Source organism: Neisseria sp. HMSC065D04 (assembly GCF_001815675.1).
Lineage (GTDB): Bacteria > Pseudomonadota > Gammaproteobacteria > Burkholderiales > Neisseriaceae > Neisseria.
This window is the reverse complement of record NZ_KV821557.1, coordinates 34,213-55,546: the sequence shown is the minus strand read 5'-3', so window position 1 is coordinate 55,546 and position 21,334 is coordinate 34,213. Positions and strand designations below refer to the sequence as shown.

Below are 21,334 nucleotides of genomic sequence, written 5' to 3'. Positions count from 1 at the left end.
CAACGCCGTACTGATTTAAAGTTAATCCACTATAATGGCGTACCGATTTAAAGTTCGTCCCCCTAGATTCACTGTACAATACCCCATCCCTTCAATCTTCAGATTGTTGTAAACAAAAGACAGCCTCCTGTTTCCTTTACAATCCATTGAAACTGACACAACCTGCCAATCCACACCAAACCGACCGTACCCTCTGCCCATCGCCGCCTGCACCCGGTTGCCGTCCGAACCGATAAGAATTTATCTTATTGTTTATATTTAAAATTTCCAACACATCCAAACCACCATATTTTTATTGGACTTCCATACCGCACAATATTAAGAGAAAATATAACTAACTGTATTTATTCCATTTACCGCCATTGCAAATAACTACCGATATTCTCGTCATATCATTAACAATAAATTACAGAAAACAGTATAATAACCAACCTAGTCCCTTTTCCCATTTCATCTTATGACTGCAGTACCCGACTCTTCCCGTACGCTCTCTGTCAAGCCGGCAAACAGAATGACCGCCGACACAGTCAGCCCTGCACTGCTGCCCCAACAAGCAGCAGGCAATCGGTACGCCGGTACTGCCTATCAAGTCAACAAAATCACCTACGCCTCCGGCCTAACACGCCTGGCAACAGCGCCTAAGCCGCAACCCAAACCTGTCGAGCTGACACCTGAAGAAGAATTCTCGCTATTGCAAAACAGCGAGCAGCAAGGCATCCCGACCGAACACCACTTATCTGCCTATACCCGCCTGGCCGAAGCAGGAATGCCGGAAGCGCAGCACGTCCTGATGCGCTTTTACCAAGAGCGCAACGAATCCCAAATGTACCACTGGGCGCAGCTTGCCTCAGCGCAAAACTCCGCCGAAGCCCAATACTGCCTTGCCTACCGCCACAGCCTGAAGCCTGATTTTGAAAGCGCAATCAAGTTGTACCGACAAGCGGCGGAACAAGGATTTGCCCCTGCACATTGGCAACTGGGGAAAATGTACTACCGCGGTATCGGCATGAAAGCCGATTCAGCCCAAGCCGAAATCCATTTACGGCAGGCAGCGGAAGCAGGGTTTATCGCTGCACAAGTTATGTTGGGCGACTTGCTTGCCGCGCAAAATCAGGCGGAATCCATGACCTGGTATCGGAAAGCCGCCGCAAAAGGCAGCGGGGACGCCGCCGCCGCTTTGGCGCAGCACAGCCTGACAGGCAAACTGACCGGACGCGACCCGCTCCAAGCCATGCGCCACACCCGTTTCGCCGCAGACCGACGCCATCCGGAGGCCTTGCGCATTATGGGCGATCTCTACCGCTACGGACTCGGCGTCAAAGCCGACCCGCACGCAGCGCACGACTATTACCACCGTGCCGCAACACTCGGCTGCGCCACCGCCATCCAAAAGCTGCTCAGTGATGCCGCGCTGCACAATCCCCAACAGTACGAACAAATCAGAGAAGCCGCCCTGTTTTTCCAAAAAACGGAACAAACCTTCCGCAATGCCGAAGCATGCCATTACGGCATAGGGACGGCGGTGGATTACGACCGCGCCAGAAAACTTTATCTGGAAGCCGCCGAATTCCATCACAAAAATGCCGCTGCCGCTTTGGGCAAATTGTATTATTACGGACAAGGCGTCGAAGCCGATTTCCAATCTGCCGCCCACTGGTTTGAAATCGCGGCGGAACAAGGCCATACCGAAGCGCAATACTATCTGGCACGACTCTATTACCACGGGCAAGGAGTCTCCAGCCATATCCCTACCGCCTGCCGCTGGTTGCAGGCAGCCATCAGCGGCTGTTACGGAAATCCCGATGCCTTGCGCCCCCTGTTGGCAAAATGGCAAAAAGAAGCAAGCCGTTAAACCTGACAGCATCCCGCTATAAAATCCAAACTTATATAGTGAATTAAATTTAAATCAGGTTCAGCACCTTAGAGAATCGTTCTCTTTGAGCTAAGAGCGAGGCAACGCGCCGTACTGGTTTAAAGTTAATCCACTATAAAACAAATGGCTCTAGACCAACAGAAATAGTCTGTTAGACTAGAGCCAATCGTTTTCAGACGACCTCCCCCAGACAAATCAACATCAGTCAGCGAAATCATCCACCTTGCTGCACTATCCCTATCCGAGGAAACCTCATGCGCGCCGTTATTCAAAAAGTAAGCCATGCCCAAGTTGACGTCCTGAGCGAAGGACACCGCGAAACCAGCGGCAAAATCAGTCGCGGCTTTTTGATTCTTTTAGGCATTACACACGATGACAACGAGGCCGATGCCTCCTATATCGCCGACAAAATAGCCAATCTGCGCATTTTTGAAGATGAAGCCGGAAAATTGAATCTGTCGCTTAAAGACACGGCCGGCTCAGTCTTGCTCGTTTCACAGTTCACCCTCTACGCCGATGCGCGCAGCGGCCGCCGTCCCTCTTTTTCCGCAGCCGCTCCTGCCCGACAGGCAGAATCCCTGTATCAACGCACCGCCGAATTATTGCGCGCCCACGGTCTGACGGTAGAAACCGGCCGCTTTCAAACCCATATGCAGGTTTCACTCTGCAACGACGGTCCCGTCACCTTGTTGCTGGATTCCAAAAAACTGTTTTAAAACAAACACGATCAACCGCATGTTGACCAAAATTCAGATAAGCCAGCGAAGGCTTAGGGCAAAAAATATAGTGGATTAACTTTAAACCAGGACGGCGTTACCTCGCCTTAGCTCAAAGAGAACGATTCTCTAAGGTGCTGAAGCACCAAGTGAATCGGTTCCGTACTATCTGTACTGTCTATGGCTTCGTTGCCTTGTCCTGATTTTTGTTAATCCACTATAACGCTGAGGTCGTCTGAAAAGCTTATTCGCGGTTGCGCGCGTGCCAGAAATAACGCCACACGAAGCAGGGGAAGGCGAATATCAGGTAGAGGCAGACTACGGTGGCATAAAACTCCCAGTCTTGATGCTGAACCGCGCCGGCGCGGGATTCGAGGATGTAGGCGAGGACGGCGGTCAGGATGAAGCCTGCTGCCAATTCGACGAGGTGATGCCCGATATGTTTGCGCTTGAGCGGGAACACGCCGAAAAATTTGGCGGTAACGAAGGGGGCGTTGGCGAAGATGAGTGCCAATACCAAAAGGATGTACATGGATGCGGTCATGATGGTATGTCTTTCTGTTTTCAGACGGCCTTTTTGATTCAAAAGGCCGTCTGAAAAAACAATCTTGGGCTGCGTATCTTAACAAAAACGGCAGCCTCTGACACGGCTGCCGTTTCGGTTCATCGCTTTACAAGGTGTTTTCCAAAGCCCTGGCGCACCAGTCAATCACCGTTTGCGGCATGATGCCCCACAAAATCAGCAAGAACGCGTTGACGCTCAGGAAGAATTTGGCGGCATAGTTGCTGCCGACGGGCTGGTCATGGGCGGATTCGTCGAAATACATGACTTTGACTACGCGCAGGTAGTAGAACGCGCCGATTAACGACATCACCACGGCGAACACGGCAAGTACGATGTATGTGCTGCTCGCCATGGCGGCGTTTTGGGCAGTCGATGCGCTCAACAAAGCCTTAATCACGCCGAATTTGGCGTAAAAGCCCATCAGCGGCGGAATACCCGCCATCGAGAACATCGCCAGCAGCATCAGGAAAGCAAACCAGGCATGGCGTTGGTTCAAACCTGCCAAATCTTTGATTTCTTCACACTCAATATTGTCGGTGGACAATACCATCAATATGCCGAAACCGACTGCCGCCATCAGCGCATAAGTAATGGCGTAATACAAACCCGCCGCAAAGCCGACCGCTCCCGCCATAAACGCCAGCAGGATGAAGCCCATATGCGATATGGTGGAATAGGCAAGCATACGTTTGATGTTTGCCTGCATGATGGCGGCAAGGTTACCGATCAAAAGCGATGCCACCGCCAACACGGCGAACATCTGCGACCAGTCGTGATGCACCGTTCCCAAACCGGTAACCAAAATGCGGAAGGCAAAGACGACGGCGGCGATTTTCGGCGCCGTACCGACAAACGCGGCAACGGATGTCGGCGCGCCGTGGTACACGTCAGGCACCCACATATGAAATGGCACCGCGCCCAGTTTGAACGCTACCGCCACAACGATAAACACCAGCCCCAGTTTCAACAGCCATTCGTTGGCAAGTTCGCTATAAGACGACGCCAAAACAGTGGCGAATTCGAGCGAACCCGTCGCGCCGTACACCATCGAAATGCCGTAGAGCAGCAGGCCGGAAGCCAGCGCGCCCAAGACGAAATATTTGAGCGCGGCTTCGGCGGAACGGCCGGAATCGCGGCGCAGGGCAATCATGGCGTAAAGCGACAGCGACAAAAGTTCCAAACCGATATAGGCGGTCAGGAAATGCGCCGCACTCACCATCACGCTCATGCCTAACAGGGCAAACAACGACAGAGTATAAAACTCGCCTTTAAAAATACCGCGTGCCTGATTGTAGGGCTTGCTGTAAATAAACAGCCCGAAGGTCAGCCCGTACAGCACCAGCTTGGACAGGCGCGACATACCGTCGGCGATATACATTCCGTGAAACGCCAGCGTACTGCCCTGCTCCCACACCGCCAGCTGCGTAACCGCCACGATAATGACGGTTCCCAAGCTCATCAAATGGGTCAGATAACGGTTTTTATCGCTAATCCACAAATCTGCCAGCAATACGGCAATCAGAAGCGCAAACAGCACGATTTCGGGCATGGCAGGCATTAAGTTCAAATCAATCAAGTTCATTCGCACACCTCAAATCTTGCTTTGCGCCACATGGGCAATCAAATCGTTTGCCGCCTGATGCACCACTTCGATAAATGCCTGCGGATACAGGCCCATACCCAATACCGCAACCGCCAAAATCGCCAGAATCGCAAATTCACGGCAGTTGATGTCTTTCATATCGGCAACGTGCGGATTGCCGACCGCGCCGAAAATCACGCGCTTATACATCCACAGCGTGTAAGACGCACCGTAAATCAGCGTCAGCGCCGCCAGCGCGCCGATCCAGAAATTCACTTTGACCGCGCCCATAATCACCATAAACTCGCCCACGAAGCCCGAAGTCGCCGGCAGACCCGCGTTTGCCATCGCAAACAGCATCATAAACGCCGCAAACTTGGGCATCACGTTCACCACGCCGCCGTAATCGGCAATATTGCGCGTGTGCAGGCGGTCGTACATCACACCGATACACATAAACATCGCCGCCGACACGAAACCGTGCGAAATCATCTGGATGACCGCGCCTTTCAACGCCCAGTCGTTCAACTGGCCGTTAATGAACAAGAACATCCCCAAGGTAACGAAACCCATATGGCTGATGGACGAATACGCCACCAGTTTTTTCATATCGGTCTGCACCAGCGCGACCATGCCGATATACACCACCGCAATCAGGCTCAACACGATGATGACCGGCGCGAAATAGCGCGACGCGTCGGGCAGAATCGGCAGGATGAAGCGCAAAAAGCCGTATGCGCCCAATTTCAGCGTAATCGCCGCCAACACCATCGAACCGCCAGTCGGCGCCTCAACGTGGGCATCCGGCAGCCAAGTGTGCACAGGGAACATCGGCACTTTCACCGCAAACGACAGGAAGAACGCCACAAACAAAAGCTGTTGCACGCCCAGCGGAATCTGTTTGATGTTTTGGAAATCCTCAATCGAAAAGCCGCCGACTTGGTAAGACAGGTACACAATCGCCACCAGCATCAGCAACGAACCCATCAGCGTATAGAGGAACAGCTTCACCGACGCATACACGCGGCGCGGACCACCCCACACGCCGATAATCAGGTACAGCGGAATCAGCATCCCCTCGAAGAACACATAAAACAGCAGGGCATCCCGCGCCGCAAACGCGCCGTTAATCAGGCCCGACATGATTAAAAACGCCGCCATATACTGCGCCGGACGCTTCTGAATCACTTCCCAACCCGCCAGCACCACCATCAGCGTGATAAACGCGTTCAGGATGACAAACAGCACCGAAATACCGTCCACCCCCAGCGAGTAGTTGATTCGCAAAAGCGGAATCCACTCGTGGAACTCGGTAAACTGATAGCCGCCGCTCAAACGGTCGAAACCCGTAAACAAAGGCAGCGTTACCAAGAAACCGGCAAGCGCACCGATTAAAGCGAGCACGCGGGCAAGCGGCGCACGGCTGTCCGGCCCCGTCGCCAAAACCAGCACGCCCGCAGCGATGGGTATCCATATTGCCAAGCTGAGTAGGTAGTTGGAAAACATAGTGGTTAACCTGTGGTTAAAATAAAAATATAGTTGTGTGGGTTGGTTTTTCAGACGACGTTTCAGGAGGTCGTCTGAAAAAGGTTTGTTCAGGCTTCTGCTATTTGTCTCAAGCTAATTCTGCCGGATCTTCCAGCCGTAGTCGGATTCTCGAATCCGACACGCTGTACTATTTTCTTTTTCATGTCGGATACAAGTATCCGACCTACAACTTGAATGGTTTTCTTTTTCAGACGAGCTCAAACGCTGCCTTCTTTCTCGATCACCAAAATCCGCGCTTCGCCGCACGGATGGGCGACATGTTCCGTGCCGATTCCTGCGTAGAAGATGTCGCCGCTTGTCAACCGAACGATGTGTTCTTCGCCGTTTTCCCGGTAGTGCATATCGACTTCGCCGTCCATCACGGCAAACACTTCCTCGCCGTCGTTGATGTGCCATTTGTAGGGCTGGTCCGTCCAGTGCAGGCGCACGGTGGTGCCGTTCATCTTGGCGATGTTGAGTGCGCCCCATGCGCGGGAAGCGGTAAATTCGGCGGAGCGGATGGTTTGTGTGTCGGGCATTTTCGCGTCTCTTTGATTCTGTATTTAGATAAACCTATCAATACAACTGTTTATTAAATCCCGTCATTCCCGCGCAGGCGGGAATCCAGAACGTAGATTTGAAGCCTTTTTCCTTGACAGGTTTATGCGCCGATAGGTCTGGATTCCCGCCTGCGCGGGAATGACGGCAATCGGCAAACTCAGTATCTATCCAAGTAAATCAATTATGACCGAAATGTTGACTACGCCCCGTCGGTACGGTTGGTTTCCATCTCCAGTTTAATGAACGCATCAATCATACTGCGCCAAACTGCTTCGGCAACTTCGGGCGACAAACCGGCCTTTTCGGCATAGGCACGGCGCGAGGCAATCACTTGCGCTACCCGTTCGGGCGCGGAAACCGCCTGCATATCGTTTTTAGGTTTCAGACGGCCTGCCTGCCGTACCAGCTTCTGCCGGCGGGCGAGTAATTCTATTAATTCCTTGTCCAAACCGTCGATGGCTTCACGGACTTCGTTTAGGGTTTGCGGTAATTTGTCTTCAACCATTGTTTCTCATGTTTCCTTTTTCAGACGACCTAAACGTCGTCTGAAAATCTCATCTTTACCTGAGCAATCCCGATATGCCGTACTATTTTTCTTTTTCATGTCGGATACAAGTATCCGACCTACAACTTGAATGGTTCTTTTTCAGACGACCTCTACACCGACTACAGACAGGTCGTCTGAAACCCCGCCTTTATCTGAACAATCCCCAGAAAGTCATGCCGAGCAATACCAATACGCCGAACACCATAGCGGCGGCGTAGGTGTAGATAAAGCCGGTTTGGACTTTGCGTATCTGAGCGGCAATCGCGCCGACCAGTTTGGCGGAGCCGTTGACGATGCCGTTGTCGATAATGGCGGTATCGCCGACTTTCCAGAAGAAGTTGCCCAATGCGCGCGTGCCTTTGGCGAAGACGTTGAAATACAAGGCGTCGAGGTAGTATTTGTTTTCAAACAAAACGTAAACCGGACGGAACGCCTGCGCGATTTTGGTGGGCAGGTGCGGCAGTTTGACGTACAAAAGCCATGCACTCAATACGCCTGTGATAGCGAGATAGAGGACGGGCGAATGCAGGCTGTGCGACACCATCGCCAATGCGCCGTGGAACTCTTCTTTCATGATGTGCATGGTCGGATGCGCGTCGGCATTAACAAAAATCACGTCCTTGAAGAAATCGCCGTAGAGCATGGGTTCGATGGCGATGTAGCCGATGATGACGGACGGAATGGCAAGCAGAATCAGCGGCAGGGTAACGACCAGCGGGCTTTCGTGCGGATTGTCGTTTTTGCCCAAGCCGTGATGTTCTTCACCATGGCCGTCTGAATGGTGTTCGGGCAGGCTGCGCCATTTTTCTTCGCCGTGGAACACCATAAAGTATTGGCGGAACGCGTAAAACGCGGTAACGAACACGCTGGCGAGGACGGCGAAATAGGCAAAGCCGCTGCCCGGCAGGGTACTGTATTTCGCCGCTTCGATAATCGAATCTTTGGAGTAGAAGCCGGAGAAGAACGGCGTACCAATCAGCGACAAGTTACCGATCAGCATGGTCAGCCAAGTGATCGGCATGTATTTTTTCAGATTGCCCATGTGGCGCATGTCTTGGTCGTGGTGCATACCGATAATGGCGCTACCCGCCGCCAAGAACAGCAAGGCTTTAAAGAAGGCGTGGGTCATGACGTGGAACATCGCCACAGAATAGGCAGACGCGCCCAGAGCCACGGTCATGTAGCCCAATTGCGACAGGGTGGAATACGCAACCACACGTTTGATGTCATTTTGAATCACGCCCAAGAAGCCCATAAACAGGGCGGTAATCGCGCCGATCACCATAATGACCGACAGCGCGGTGCTGCTCATTTCGTAAATTGGCGACATGCGCGATACCATGAACAGCCCCGCCGTAACCATCGTCGCGGCGTGAATCAATGCGGAAATCGGAGTCGGGCCTTCCATTGAATCGGGCAGCCAGACATGCAGCGGGAACTGAGCCGATTTACCCATCGCGCCCACAAACAAGAGCAAACAGGTTACGGTAATCAACGACCATTCCACACCGGGGAAAAGCTGGATGGTGGCATTTTGTACGTTGGGCAGATAGGCGAATACGTCCTGATAGCGCAGGCTGCCGCCGAAATAGGCAAGTACCAAGCCGATACCGAGCAAAAAGCCGAAGTCGCCGACGCGGTTGATCAAAAAGGCTTTCAGGTTGGCGAAAATCGCGCTCGGACGTTTGAAATAGAAACCGATCAAGAGATACGACACCAAGCCCACCGCTTCCCAACCGAAGAAGAGTTGGACGAAGTTGTTGCTCATAATCAGCATCAACATGCTGAATGTAAACAAAGAAATATAGCTGAAGAAGCGTTGGTAGCCGACTTTTTCATCGTGCATATAGCCGATGGTGTAGATATGCACCATCAACGACACGCCCGTTACCACGACCATCATCATCGCCGTCATCGTATCGACCAAGAAGCCGACGGAAAAATCCAAACCGCCCATCGTCAGCCAAGTATAGACATTCTCGTCAAACTTGGCGCGGCTGCCGTCGATAAAGCCCCACAGCACATAAGCCGACAGCACGGCGGACACCGCCACGCCGAGTATCGTAACCGTATGCGCGCCGGCACGTCCGATTTTATTGCCGAACAAACCCGCAATCAGCGAGCCTGCCAAAGGCACGAGGGCAATGATGAGATATAAAGTCATGTCGTTCATTTTGGATGAACCTTTTTGATTTTAGGAGTTTTCTAAACTTCAGACTGCCCGAAAGGTTTTTTAGATTGGCTTGCCAATTCGACACTTTCAAGCTGCCTTCGTATCTTTATTAATGGGTTTTCAACCCATACTGCACGCTAAATACTCAAATCTGATAAAGCTGTCCTTCAAGACAACGGGCTTTAATTGATCATGTTATTTTTTCGTCGGGGTTAGCCCAACCTACCGCATCAGGTCGTCTGAAACGGTCTGAAATCGCTTTTCAGACGACCTTCAGCCTTTCTCATACCCTTCGTAATAATACGACTGCTCGATACCTTTAAAGATGATTTCACGGTTGTCCACATCGTCGGTCAGGTTGTTCTTTAACAGAAAGCGCAGTTCTAAATCGTTGACGGGGCTGCGTTCCATCGCCTGCAAATACAGGGTTTTGCTTACATTTTGCCAGTTTACGACTTTTTTCAGGTTTTTCTTCAGCACCAAGTCCAGCCAGATGCGGGTACTTCTGCCATTACCCTCCAAAAACGGATGAGCAATGTTCATTTCAACATATTTGGCGATGATTTCTTCAAAAGTCCGCTCGGGCATCTGCTCGATTTTAGCCAAAGCCTCTTTCAGATACATGGCGTTGGCAAAACGGAAACCGCCTTTGGAAATGTTGTCTTCCCTGATTTGACCCGCAAAATCATATAAGCCGCCGAACAGGTAACGGTGAATCTGTTGCAGGCCCGCGGTGGTACCGACTTCGATACTGTCGATGTCGCCGCTTTCAAACAGGCGGCAGGCATTGTGCAGGCTTTGTTCGTCTATGGACTTCATCGTTTTTCCTATCGGGTTTTCAGACGGCATCGGTATCTTGTCAGGCCTCAACCCAACCTACCTTTATTACCCTTTCAACTCGTCCAAATCGGCAACATTAATCGTTTGTCGGTTGCGGTACACCAGCACCATAATTGCCAGACCGATGGCGGATTCGGCAGCGGCGACGGTCAATACGAAGAATACGAAAATCTGTCCGGCGGTATCGCCCAGATGCTGCGAGAAGGCGATAAAGTTGAAGTTCACCGCCAAGAGCATCAGCTCGATCGACATCAGCAACACCAGCACGTTTTTGCGGTTCATAAAGATGCCCATCGCGCTGATACCGAACAGGAGCGCGCCCAATACCAGATAATGCGTCAAGGTAATCATGCTTTGTCCTCCCCTTTCGGCTTGAGGTCGTCTGAAACTTCGCTCTCTTCAACAAATTCGGTTTGCGGTTTCACGGCTTCCATTTTCACCAAGCGCATACGGCCTTGGTCGGCGCGCACTTTAACTTGGTCGGCAGGATCCATGCGTTTCGGATTGGTGGTTTTACGGTGAACCAGCGCAATCGCGGCCACCATACCCAACAGCAGCAATACCGCCGCCAACTCGAACGGCAGCAGATAATCGGTATAAATACGGCTGCCCAAATCGCGGATATTGTTGTAATCCGCAGGAATGTCTTTCATCAAGCCAAATGCGGCAAGGTCGGTTTTCGGGTTGACCAGAATCAGAATCAGGGCAACCGCCAACAGCGTACCGACAACACCAGCAACAGGCGCATGACGCCAGAAACCGGCGCGCATTTCCTCGATGTCGATATTCAGCATCATCACGACGAACAGGAACAACACCATCACGGCGCCGACATACACGACCACCAGCGTAACGCCCAAAAACTCTGCCTGCATCAGCATCCAAATCATCGCGCTCACGCAGAAGGTCAGCACCAAATGCAAAGCAGCATGGACAGGGTTTTTCGCGGTAACGGTACGCAGCGCGCCGTATAGGACGATGGCGGCAAGGATATAGAACAGAATCGCGGAAAAGGTCATTCGTCTGCTCCTTAACGGTACGGCGCGTCAGCGGCTTTGCGTTTGGCGATTTCGGCTTCGTATTTGTCGCCGATTGCCAATAGGATCGGCTTGGTCATGTGCAAGTCGCCTTTTTTCTCGCCGTGGTATTCAAAAATATGCGTTTCGACAATCGCATCGGTCGGACAGGCTTCTTCGCAGAAGCCGCAGAAGATGCACTTGGTCAGGTCGATGTCGTAACGCTTGGTGCGGCGAGTGCCGTCTTCGCGTTCTTCCGATTCGATGTTAATCGCCATTGCCGGACAAACTGCCTCGCACAATTTACACGCAATACAGCGCTCTTCGCCGTTCGGATAACGGCGTTGCGCGTGCAGGCCGCGGAAACGCACGGATTGCGGCGTTTTTTCTTCGGGGAAATAAATTGTGTCTTTGCGGGCAAAAAAGTTTTTGAGCGTTACACCCAAGCCTTTTACCAATTCGCCAAGCAGAAAGGTTTTTACTAAGTTAGCCATATTATGTTCCCTCAAAACAGGGATTTCGTTAGGTATTCAAAATCGCTTTGTTCAGACGGCCTCAAGATGCCGTCTGAAACTTATTTCCACAAGTTCAGCGGTGAAATCATCCACACGCCCAAAATCACGATGTAGGCGAAGCCGATCGGAATCAGCACTTTCCAGCCCAAACGCATGATTTGGTCGTAACGGTAGCGTGGGAAAGTTGCACGGATCCACAGGTACCAGTACAGCACCGCCGCCATTTTCACGAACATCCAGAATGCGGAAGGCGTGCCGATAAAGCCCCAGCTTTGCGGGAAGGGGGACAGCCAGCCGCCGAGGAACATCAGCGAGGTCAGCGCGGCAATCAGAATCATGAAAATGTATTCGGCAAGGAAGAACAGCGCGAACGCGAAGCCGGAATATTCGACGTGGTGTCCGGCAACGATTTCGGATTCTCCCTCCGCCACGTCAAACGGTGCGCGGTTGGTTTCGGCAACGGCGGAAATCAGATAGACGATGAAGATGGGGAAGAGCGGCAGCCAGTTCCACGAGAACACAGAACCGCCCGCAATACCTCTTGCCTGCGCGGCGACAATATCGGAGAAGTTCATGCTACCCGACACCATTACGACGCACACCAACGCGGCACTCATGGCGATTTCGTAGGAGATGCTTTGCGCGGAAGCACGCATTGCGCCCAAGAACGAATATTTGGAGTTGGAAGCCCAGCCCGCGATAATCACGCCGTAAACCGACAGCGAGGTAATCATCAGGATGTACAAAAGGCCGATATTGATATTGGTCAGTACCCATTCTTCGTTGAACGGAATCACCGCCCACGCCGCGAAAGACGGGGCGAGCGACATAATCGGGCCGATGTAGAACAGGGCTTTGTTTGACAGCTTCGGACGGGTTACCTCTTTAAACAAGAGTTTGAACACGTCGGCAAACGGCTGAATCAGACCCCACGGGCCGGTTACGTTCGGGCCGACGCGAAGCTGCATGAAGCCGATGACTTTACGTTCGAAATAAGTCAGGTAGGCGACGGTCAGAATCAGCGGAATCAGGATAATCACGATTTTGACGATGACGGATACCACCAAGCCCACGGTGATACCCAAATCGCCCAGACCGAGCGTTGCGGCAAAGAGGTTTTGGAACCATTCCTGCATAATCAAGCTCCCGCCAGTTCAATAGTGTCCATCAACGCACCCAGCGCGGCATTTTCGGTATGCAGCGGCAGATGCACCACGTTTTCAGGCAGTCCGGCATCGGCTTTGACCATCACGGACACGCCTGCGCCGTTTTGTTTGGCGACGGCGGTTTGTCCGTCTTGTAGGCCTAAGCGCGCCAAAGTGTTCGGATTCACGCGCGCGGCAGGCACGGCGGCATGGCTGGTCGCCTGCAACGGTGCGGAACGGCGCACGATGGCATCAGTGTGATAAATACCGACTCCGCCCACGCGCACGAGGCGGTTTGAGGTCGTCGGAAAATCTTTTTGAGTCGAAGCGGCGCGGTTGTTCAGTTTGGACGGCAGGCTTTCCGCGTCCAACGCGTCTTTCAGAATCGCGGCGGTATCGTGGTATTCAAAACCTTTCAGGTCAAACAGGTTGCCCAATACGCGCAACACTTTCCACAGCGGACGCGAATCGCCGAAGCCCTGAACGACACCGTGGAAGGATTGCAGACGGCCTTCCATATTGATGAAGCTGCCTGAGGTTTCGGTAAACGGCGCAATCGGCAGCAATACGTCGCACACGTCCAGCAGCGTTTCGCTGACAAACGGCGTAAACGCCATCACGCTTTTCGCCTGTTTCAACGCGGCTACGGCTTTTGCACCGTCCGCCGTATCGATTTCCGGCTCGACGTTGAGCAGCAAGACTGCCTGTTTCGGCGCGTTTGCCATTTCGGCAACGCTCTCGCCCGAGTTCACGCCCAATACGTCCGCACCGACGCTGTTGGCCGCTTGCGGCAGAATGCCCAGCACCGCGCCGGTTGCGTCCGCCAGCTCTTGCGCGGCGGCGTAAATCGCGGCGTAATCGGGATGGTTTTGCACTTCCGCGCCCAAAATCACCGCTGCTTTTTCAGTGTTTTTCAGACTCGCGGTAATCGCGTGTTCCGCATCGGCAGACAGGTTTTTCAGACGACCTGCCCACTCGTCGGGATGCACTGTTTCCTGAGCCAGAAGCGGCATCAACAATTCTTCCTTGCTGCTGGCCAATACGCTCAAAGCCATGCGCTCTTTAGCAGCGCGGCGCAGGCGGGCAGTCAGGAGCGGCTGTTCTTTGCGCAGGTTCGCGCCGACTACCAATACGGCATCGTTGTCAGCCAAAGATTCAATGCTTTGTCCCAACCATTGCGCACCATTAAGGCCGTCTGAAAGACGTTTGTCTTGTTGGCGCAGGCGGGTGGCGAAATTTTTAACGCCCAAGCCGTCGGCAAGTTTTTTCACCAAGTACAGCTCTTCAACCGTATTCATCGGGTTCGCCCAAATGCCGACTTGGTTTTGGTTGCCGTCTTTGGCGATACATTCAATCGCGCTGCGGACATATTCCAGTGCGGTTTTCCAATCTACGTCCATCCACTCGCCGCCCTGTTTGATTTTCGGGTTTTTCAGACGGCTTTCGTGATACAGGCCTTCGTAGGCGAAACGGTCGCGATCGGACAGCCAGCATTCGTTAATCGCTTCGTTTTCCAGCGGCAGCACGCGGCGGACGGTATGGTCTTTGGTCTGCACAATCAGGTTGCTGCCCAAAGCGTCATGGGCGGAAACGGATTTGCGGCGGTTCAGCTCCCAAGTACGCGCGTTGAAACGGAACGGTTTGCTGGTCAGCGCACCGACAGGGCACAAATCGATAACGTTGCCCGACAGCTCGGTTTCCACCGCTTTGCCGATAAAGGGCATGATTTCGGAGTGTTCGCCGCGATTCGCCATCGCAATTTCCTGCAAACCGGCGATTTCTTCGGTGAAACGTACGCAGCGGGTGCAGTGGATACAGCGGCTCATTTCCTCGGCGGAAACCAAAGGCCCCATGTCTTTGCCGACGACGGAACGTTTTTCTTCGGTGTAGCGGCTGGTGGTTTTGCCGTAGCCCACCGCCAAATCCTGCAGCTGGCACTCGCCGCCTTGGTCGCAGGTCGGACAGTCGAGCGGATGGTTGATGAGCAGGAACTCCATCACGCCTTCCTGCGCCTCGCGGGCTTTTGCCGAATGCGTACGCACAATCATGCCGTCCGTTACCGGCGTGGCGCAGGCGGGCAGCGGTTTGGGGGCCTTTTCCACATCCACCAGACACATACGGCAGTTGGCTGCGATGGAGAGCTTTTTGTGGTAACAGAAATGCGGAATATAAGTACCGAGCTTGTGCGCGGCCTCAATCACCGTCGCGCCCTGCTCCACAGATACCTGTTTGCCGTCGATTTCGATTTGTAACATGGTTCGTTCCTAGTTACGGGTATTTGATAAATAATCTTTTATGGAGGTCGTCTGAAAAATGGGTTTCAGACGGCCTTTAAAGTATAAGTTTATTGCTTGTTTATTTTTAGGAGGGGTTTCTTAATTTTGAAAAATCCAAATTCTAGTACAACCTATCCTCCCACCCTCTCCCGCCTGACGAGAAAAGAAACAGGTTTCTGTCAGAACATAAAGTAGCAGATGCTGCCGTCACGTCTTTCAATATCATGTTTTATGTTTACTTGAATCTCAGGAATAAACCCGAAACATTCAAATCTGCTACTGTCTGTCCTTCCCCCCGTCCGGCGGGGGAAGGCTAGGATGGGGGTGGCTTTGCAACATTGCGGCCGTCTTATTTCTCACCGCACATTTCGATAATCTTTTCCAGTACTGCTTCAGTTTGCTGCAAAACTTCATTATTCCAAAATCGCAACACCCGATAACCTTGAGCATTCAAAAACGCCGTCCGCCGCTCGTCATACTCAATCTGTTCCGAATGTTGTCCGCCGTCCAATTCAATAATCAAACGATGCTCCATACTGACAAAATCGACGATGTATCCGCCTATTGTCTGTTGGCGTCGGAATTTTATTCCGTTTAACCGTTTACCGCGCAAGTGATCCCACAATTTCTGCTCGGCCAAAGTCATATTCTGCTTCAGATTACGGACATTCTGTTTTAATGCCGTATTTCTTGTGCTGTACCGCATAGCCGAGTTGGCCTCAACCTTTTTCAGACGACCTATACGGAGGCCGTCTGAATCTTGCCCGTATAAAAATCTGTTTCAAAATATTCCAAGTACCACCCCCACCCTAACCCTCCCCCGCAAGCGGGAGAGGGAATTAATTTGCTGGTGAGAATCCCAAACACCACCGATATTCAGGTCGTCTGAAACCTCAACACCACTTATTCGGCTTCATCGGTCCGCCGTGTTCAATGTAATGCACAAACTCATCACGGAAATGCTTGGTAAAGCTGCGGACAGGGAAGACGGCGGCGTCGGCGAGGGCGCAGATGGTGCGGCCTGCCATTTGGTTGCCGACGGAATCCAGCAAATCCAAGTCTTCCATGCGGCCTTTGCCTTCTACGATGCGGTGGACGATTCGGTAGAGCCAGCCGGTACCTTCGCGGCAGGGGGTGCATTGGCCGCAGGATTCATCGTAGTAGAAGTAGCTTAATCGTTCGAGTGCTTTGACCATGCACACGTCTTCGTCCATCACGATAATCGCGCCGGAACCGAGCATGGAGCCGGCTTTGGAAATCGAGTCGTAATCCATATTGGTCTGCATCATGATGTCGGCAGGCAATACGGGCGCGGACGAACCGCCGGGGATAACGGCTTTGAGTTTTTTGCCGCCGCGCATACCGCCCGCCATTTTCAGGATTTCGGCAAACGGCGTGCCTAACGGCACTTCATAGTTGCCCGGACGCTCAACGTGGCCGGAGATGCAAAACAGTTTGGTTCCGCCGGCGTTCGGAATGCCTTTGTCGGCAAACGTCTGACCGCCGTCGCGGACGATAAACGGCACGGAAGCGAAGGTTTCGGTATTGTTGATGGTGGTCGGCTTGCCGTACAGGCCAAACGAGGCGGGGAACGGCGGTTTGAAGCGCGGCTGGCCTTTTTTGCCTTCCAGCGATTCGAGCAATGCGGTCTCTTCGCCGCAGATATATGCGCCGTAGCCGTGGTGGGCGAAGAGTTCGAATTCGAAGTCCGAACCTAAAATATTCTTACCCAAAAAACCTGCGGCGCGCGCTTGGTCGAGTGCAGCTTCAAAACGTTGATAACCTTCGAAAATTTCGCCGTGAATGTAGTTATAGCCCGCTTTCGCGCCCATCGCGTAACCGGCGATAATCATGCCTTCAATCAGGGCATGGGGGTTGAACATGATGATGTCGCGGTCTTTGAACGTACCCGGTTCGCCTTCGTCGGTGTTGCAGACGACGTATTTTTCGCCGGGGAAGGAACGGGGCATAAAGCTCCATTTCAAGCCGGTCGGAAAGCCCGCACCGCCGCGCCCGCGCAAGCCGGAGGTTTTGACTTCGTCAATCACGTCGGTTTGCGAGATGTTTTCGGACAGGATTCTACGCAGGGCGCTGTAACCGCCGCGTTTGACGTATTCGTCCAATGTCCAGCAATCGGGATTGGCGGTATCCACTTGGTCAAAAATCACGCCTGATTGGTAAATAGCCATTTTTGGTGTGCCTGTTCGTTTTCGTATCGGTTGCGGCCGCTGTTTCAGACGACCTGAAAACATATTTGTTGAGTCTAGATCCGACTTACTTTGCTATGAATTTATTTTATTTAGTAAAGATAGAACTTAAAACTTTTGAATCATCAATTAAATCTGTAATACCCTGATAATTTCCACGTTTTTGTACTTGTGTAGTAGTAACGTGATATTCTTGCCAACATTTAACAAGACAATCTCCCCAACTATCCATTCCACTTTTTTCTAAATAGTTAGCAAACCCGTCGGAAGGCTGACATTCCTGTGCACTAACAATTAGGGAGTTTAACAAAGGTAAATTTTGCTCTAAACAAAAATCACCAATTGCACCAGCATACAAACCAACTAATTTATGACTTAATCGGAATACACTTTCTAATTCGTGGTACATTACGACACGCTTGTTCTGTGCCACTAAAATTAAATAACGATACAAGCAATCAAATTTCTCTTTATCTAATTGCATAGCTTTCTTCCATTTATTCAAAATTAAATTTATTTTTCAAGTAAACCCGCGACCTACTCCAGTTCCGCAAGTTTCCTCTCAATCGCCTCTTCAGTCATAAAGCTGCACATGCTGTGGTTGTTGACCAGCATAACGGGGGCGTCGCCGCATGCGCCCATGCATTCGCCCTCGACTAGGGTGAATTTGCCGTCGGGCGTGGTTTCGCCGTAGCCGATACCGAGTTTTTTCTTCAGGTATTCGCCGGTATCCATGCCGCCGCGCAGGGCGCAGGGGAGATTGGTGCAGACGGTCAGTTTGTATTTGCCGACCGGCTCGAGGTCATACATATTGTAGAAAGTAGCAACTTCGTATGCCTGCGCCGGCGTGATGCCGATGTAGTCGGCAACAAAGGCGATGGTCTCGGGGGCGAGCCAGCCTTTTTCGGTTTGGGCAATGCGCAACGCGCCCATGATGGCGGAACGGCGTTGGTCGGCGGGATATTTCGCCAACTCGATGTCGATTTGTTTTAAGGATTCTGCGGATAACATTATCGGTCAACCTCCCCGAATACGATGTCCTGCGTACCGATAATGGCAACAACGTCGGCGAGCATGTGGCCTTTTGCCATTTCGTCCATGCCTTGCAGGTGGGCGAAGCCGGGTGCGCGGATTTTCAGGCGGTAGGGTTTGTTTGCGCCGTCTGAAATGATGTAAACGCCGAACTCGCCTTTCGGGTGTTCGACAGCGGTGTAGGTCTCGCCCTCGGGAACGTGCATACCCTCGGTAAAGAGTTTGAAATGGTGAATCAGGTCTTCCATGCCTGTTTTCATTTCGGTGCGCTTGGGCGGGGCAAATTTGTGGTTTGTGGTGATGACCGGGCCGGGATTGACGCGCAGCCAGTCGGCACATTGTTTGATGATGCGTACGGATTGGCGCATTTCTTCCATGCGGCAGAGGTAGCGGTCGTAGCAGTCACCGTTGACGCCGACGGGGATGTCGAAATCCATTTGGTCGTACACTTCATACGGCTGTTTCTTACGCACGTCCCATTCCACGCCCGAACCGCGCAGCATCACGCCGGTAAAGCCTTTTTGCATGGCGCGCTCGGGGGAGACGACACCGATGCCGACGGTACGCTGTTTCCAGATGCGGTTGTCGGTCAGGAGGGTTTCGAGTGTGTCGATGTTTTTGGGGAAGCGCTCGCAGAAGGCGTCGATGAAGTCGAGCATGGTGCCTTCGCGGGATTCGTTGAGCTGCTTCAATACTTTGGCGTTGCGGAATTTGCTGCTCTCGTATTTGGGCATGAAGTCGGGCAGATCGCGGTAAACGCCGCCGGGACGGAAGTAGGCGGCGTGCATACGCGCGCCGGAAACGGCTTCGTACAAGTCCATCAGCTCTTCGCGATCGCGGAAGGCGTAGAGGATGGCGGTCATCGCGCCGATGTCGAAGGCGTGCGAACCGATGCCCATCAGGTGATTGAGGATACGCGTTACTTCGGCGAACATGACGCGGATGTATTGGGCGCGGATAGGCACATCAATTCCGGCGAGTTTTTCTACCGCCAAGCAATACGCCTGCTCGTTGACCATCATGGAAACGTAGTCTAATCGGTCCATATAAGGCAGGGCTTGCAGGTAGGTTTTGGTTTCCGCCAGTTTTTCGGTGCCTCGGTGCAGGAGGCCGATATGCGGGTCGGCACGGACGATTTGTTCGCCGTCCAACTCCAAAATCATACGCAATACGCCGTGCGCCGCAGGGTGTTGCGGGCCGAAGTTGATGGTGTAGTTTCTTAATTTATTGGCCACCGTAGTTCTCCTCACGGACGATACGCGGCGTGATTTCGCGCGGCTCGATGGTAACAGGCTGGTAAATCACGCGTTTTTGTTCTTCGTCGTAACGCATCTCCACATAACCGGAAATCGGGAAGTCTTTGCGGAACGGATGTCCGACGAAGCCGTAATCGGTCAGGATGCGGCGCAGGTCGGGATGGTTGTTGAACATGATGCCGTACAAATCGAAGGCTTCACGCTCATACCAATCTGCGCTGTTATAAACGGGAACCACGGATTCGACCACGGGGAAATCGTCGTCTGAAACCCAGACGCGCACGCGGATGCGCTGATTGTTTTTAACGGAAAGAAGCTGGCTGACAACGGCGAAGCGTTTGCCCTGCCATGCTTCGTTTTTGTAAGTGCTGTAATCGACGCCGCACAAATCGACCAAAAGCTCGAAATGCAGTTCTTCATGGTCGCGCAACGTAGTCATCACTGAAACATAGTGCTCGGGCAGACACTCGACGGTAATCTCGCCCAAAGCGGAAATGACTTTGCTTGCCTGATTGCCCAAAACGCGGCTGACGGTTTCGTATAAGTTTTGAATGCTTGCCATATCGTTCCCTCCCCTACTCGTCCCGCGCGATGGTGGAAGTGCGCTTGATTTTTTGTTGGAGCTGCATCAGGCCGTAAATCAGGGCTTCCGCAGTCGGCGGGCAACCCGGCACATAAACGTCTACCGGCACGACACGGTCGGCCCCGCGCACGACGGAATAAGAATAATGATAGTAGCCGCCGCCGTTGGCACACGAACCCATGGACAATACCCAACGCGGCTCAGCGAGCTGGTCGTACACGCGACGCAGGGCGGGCGCCATTTTGTTGGTGAGCGTACCCGCCACAATCATCAGGTCGGCCTGACGGGGAGACGGACGGAAAATAATGCCGAAACGGTCAAGGTCGTAACGCGCCATACCCGCGTGCATCATTTCCACGGCGCAGCAGGCCAAGCCGAAAGTAACCGGCCACAGCGAACCGGTACGCATATAGTTCAGCACCGTATCCGCGCTGGTGGTGATGAAACCTTTTTTCAAAACGCCTTCTATTCCCATTCCAGCGCACCTTTTTTCCATTCGTAAACAAAGCCTACCGTCAGAACGACGATAAACACCAGCATAGACCAGAAGCCGTATGCGCCCAATTCTTTGAACACCACCGCCCACGGCAGCATAAACGCAACCTCCAAATCGAAGAGGATGAACAGGATGGCGACGAGATAATAACGCACGTCAAACTTCATCCTGGCGTTTTCAAAGGCTTCGAAACCACATTCGTAAGCCGCGTCTTTTTCGGCGTAGTGGCGTTTCGGACCTAAAATCGTGCCGAGCAGGATAAACAGCACGCCGGCCGCGAGGCCGACGAGGATGAATACGAGGACGGGAAAGTAACTGGCCAACATGGGTTTATGCCTAACTGGTTGACAGACAAATCTTAATATCCTGCTATTTTATCGAATTTCAAAATCCATTAAAAGGTAAATGTCGGCAAACCTGCAAA

22 protein-coding genes are annotated in these 21,334 nt (G+C 52.5%); 2 read left to right on the top strand and 20 right to left on the bottom strand.

Translation table 11 applies throughout. From position 1 onward, the window contains the following. The first annotated feature begins 511 nt into the window (after window positions 1-511). Together HMPREF3050_RS12360 and dtd are read left to right on the top strand one after the other, a co-directional pair. Complete coding sequence (locus tag HMPREF3050_RS12360; protein ID WP_094113410.1) at window positions 512-1,852, top strand: SEL1-like repeat protein; 1,341 nt, start codon at window positions 512-514, stop codon at window positions 1,850-1,852. A gap of 275 nt (window positions 1,853-2,127) precedes the next feature. Next, the gene (dtd, locus tag HMPREF3050_RS12355) at window positions 2,128-2,589 is read left to right on the top strand and encodes a D-aminoacyl-tRNA deacylase (RefSeq protein ID WP_070774993.1); all 462 of its coding nucleotides are present in this window, start codon (window positions 2,128-2,130) and stop codon (window positions 2,587-2,589) included. Window positions 2,590-2,833: 244 nt separating this feature from the next. On the opposite strand, the gene HMPREF3050_RS12350 is transcribed toward dtd, so the two are convergent. From HMPREF3050_RS12350 to HMPREF3050_RS12255, 20 genes are all read right to left on the bottom strand, one after another. Then, window positions 2,834-3,133 (bottom strand): DUF2818 family protein, encoded by a 300-nt coding sequence (locus HMPREF3050_RS12350; protein WP_070774992.1) that lies wholly within the window; start codon window positions 3,131-3,133, stop codon window positions 2,834-2,836. Window positions 3,134-3,260: 127 nt separating this feature from the next. Then, window positions 3,261-4,736, bottom strand: coding sequence for an NADH-quinone oxidoreductase subunit NuoN (nuoN, locus tag HMPREF3050_RS12345; protein ID WP_070774991.1), 1,476 nt, complete (start codon window positions 4,734-4,736; stop codon window positions 3,261-3,263). Window positions 4,737-4,745: 9 nt separating this feature from the next. Further along, window positions 4,746-6,242, bottom strand: a complete 1,497-nt coding sequence (locus HMPREF3050_RS12340) for an NADH-quinone oxidoreductase subunit M (protein WP_070774990.1) — start codon at window positions 6,240-6,242, stop codon at window positions 4,746-4,748. A gap of 239 nt (window positions 6,243-6,481) precedes the next feature. Beyond that, complete coding sequence (locus tag HMPREF3050_RS12335; RefSeq protein ID WP_070774989.1) at window positions 6,482-6,802, bottom strand: cupin domain-containing protein; 321 nt, start codon at window positions 6,800-6,802, stop codon at window positions 6,482-6,484. Window positions 6,803-7,023: 221 nt separating this feature from the next. Next, window positions 7,024-7,329 (bottom strand): chorismate mutase, encoded by a 306-nt coding sequence (locus tag HMPREF3050_RS12330; protein ID WP_070774988.1) that lies wholly within the window; start codon window positions 7,327-7,329, stop codon window positions 7,024-7,026. A 190-nt stretch (window positions 7,330-7,519) separates the two neighbouring features. Continuing rightward, on the bottom strand, window positions 7,520-9,544 hold the full coding sequence (gene nuoL, locus HMPREF3050_RS12325) for an NADH-quinone oxidoreductase subunit L (protein ID WP_070774987.1): 2,025 nt from the start codon (window positions 9,542-9,544) through the stop codon (window positions 7,520-7,522). Window positions 9,545-9,817: 273 nt separating this feature from the next. Beyond that, window positions 9,818-10,393, bottom strand: a complete 576-nt coding sequence (locus HMPREF3050_RS12320; RefSeq protein WP_070774986.1) for a protein adenylyltransferase Fic — start codon at window positions 10,391-10,393, stop codon at window positions 9,818-9,820. A 36-nt stretch (window positions 10,394-10,429) separates the two neighbouring features. Continuing rightward, window positions 10,430-10,735 carry an NADH-quinone oxidoreductase subunit NuoK gene (gene nuoK / locus HMPREF3050_RS12315; RefSeq protein ID WP_002215628.1) on the bottom strand — a complete coding sequence of 102 codons (306 nt, stop codon included), beginning with the start codon at window positions 10,733-10,735 and terminating at the stop codon, window positions 10,430-10,432. Continuing rightward, window positions 10,732-11,403 carry an NADH-quinone oxidoreductase subunit J gene (locus HMPREF3050_RS12310; RefSeq protein WP_070774985.1) on the bottom strand — a complete coding sequence of 224 codons (672 nt, stop codon included), beginning with the start codon at window positions 11,401-11,403 and terminating at the stop codon, window positions 10,732-10,734. Before HMPREF3050_RS12310 ends, nuoK begins: the two co-directional genes overlap by 4 nt. A gap of 11 nt (window positions 11,404-11,414) precedes the next feature. Then, window positions 11,415-11,894, bottom strand: a complete 480-nt coding sequence (gene nuoI / locus HMPREF3050_RS12305) for an NADH-quinone oxidoreductase subunit NuoI (RefSeq protein ID WP_002218650.1) — start codon at window positions 11,892-11,894, stop codon at window positions 11,415-11,417. 80 nt (window positions 11,895-11,974) lie between these two features. After that, window positions 11,975-13,051, bottom strand: coding sequence for an NADH-quinone oxidoreductase subunit NuoH (nuoH, locus tag HMPREF3050_RS12300; RefSeq protein WP_070774984.1), 1,077 nt, complete (start codon window positions 13,049-13,051; stop codon window positions 11,975-11,977). 2 nt (window positions 13,052-13,053) lie between these two features. Next, window positions 13,054-15,315 (bottom strand): NADH-quinone oxidoreductase subunit NuoG, encoded by a 2,262-nt coding sequence (gene nuoG, locus HMPREF3050_RS12295; protein ID WP_070774983.1) that lies wholly within the window; start codon window positions 15,313-15,315, stop codon window positions 13,054-13,056. 370 nt (window positions 15,316-15,685) lie between these two features. Further along, window positions 15,686-16,042 (bottom strand): endonuclease domain-containing protein, encoded by a 357-nt coding sequence (locus tag HMPREF3050_RS12290; protein ID WP_070774982.1) that lies wholly within the window; start codon window positions 16,040-16,042, stop codon window positions 15,686-15,688. 187 nt (window positions 16,043-16,229) lie between these two features. Further along, window positions 16,230-17,525, bottom strand: a complete 1,296-nt coding sequence (nuoF, locus tag HMPREF3050_RS12285) for an NADH-quinone oxidoreductase subunit NuoF (RefSeq protein ID WP_019270808.1) — start codon at window positions 17,523-17,525, stop codon at window positions 16,230-16,232. A 106-nt stretch (window positions 17,526-17,631) separates the two neighbouring features. After that, the gene (locus tag HMPREF3050_RS12280; protein WP_045072626.1) at window positions 17,632-18,027 is read right to left on the bottom strand and encodes a hypothetical protein; all 396 of its coding nucleotides are present in this window, start codon (window positions 18,025-18,027) and stop codon (window positions 17,632-17,634) included. A 53-nt stretch (window positions 18,028-18,080) separates the two neighbouring features. Further along, window positions 18,081-18,554 carry an NADH-quinone oxidoreductase subunit NuoE gene (gene nuoE / locus HMPREF3050_RS12275; protein ID WP_070655005.1) on the bottom strand — a complete coding sequence of 158 codons (474 nt, stop codon included), beginning with the start codon at window positions 18,552-18,554 and terminating at the stop codon, window positions 18,081-18,083. Further along, complete coding sequence (nuoD, locus tag HMPREF3050_RS12270; RefSeq protein WP_009310869.1) at window positions 18,554-19,810, bottom strand: NADH dehydrogenase (quinone) subunit D; 1,257 nt, start codon at window positions 19,808-19,810, stop codon at window positions 18,554-18,556. The genes nuoE and nuoD overlap by 1 nt, the downstream gene beginning before the upstream one ends. Beyond that, complete coding sequence (locus tag HMPREF3050_RS12265; RefSeq protein WP_049227640.1) at window positions 19,800-20,393, bottom strand: NADH-quinone oxidoreductase subunit C; 594 nt, start codon at window positions 20,391-20,393, stop codon at window positions 19,800-19,802. The genes nuoD and HMPREF3050_RS12265 overlap by 11 nt, the downstream gene beginning before the upstream one ends. Window positions 20,394-20,406: 13 nt before the next feature. Beyond that, window positions 20,407-20,889: a NuoB/complex I 20 kDa subunit family protein gene (locus tag HMPREF3050_RS12260; RefSeq protein WP_003677002.1), complete on the bottom strand. Its 483-nt coding sequence runs from the start codon at window positions 20,887-20,889 to the stop codon at window positions 20,407-20,409. After that, the gene (locus HMPREF3050_RS12255) at window positions 20,880-21,236 is read right to left on the bottom strand and encodes an NADH-quinone oxidoreductase subunit A (protein WP_070774981.1); all 357 of its coding nucleotides are present in this window, start codon (window positions 21,234-21,236) and stop codon (window positions 20,880-20,882) included. Before HMPREF3050_RS12255 ends, HMPREF3050_RS12260 begins: the two co-directional genes overlap by 10 nt. Between the last annotated feature and the right edge of the window lie 98 nt (window positions 21,237-21,334).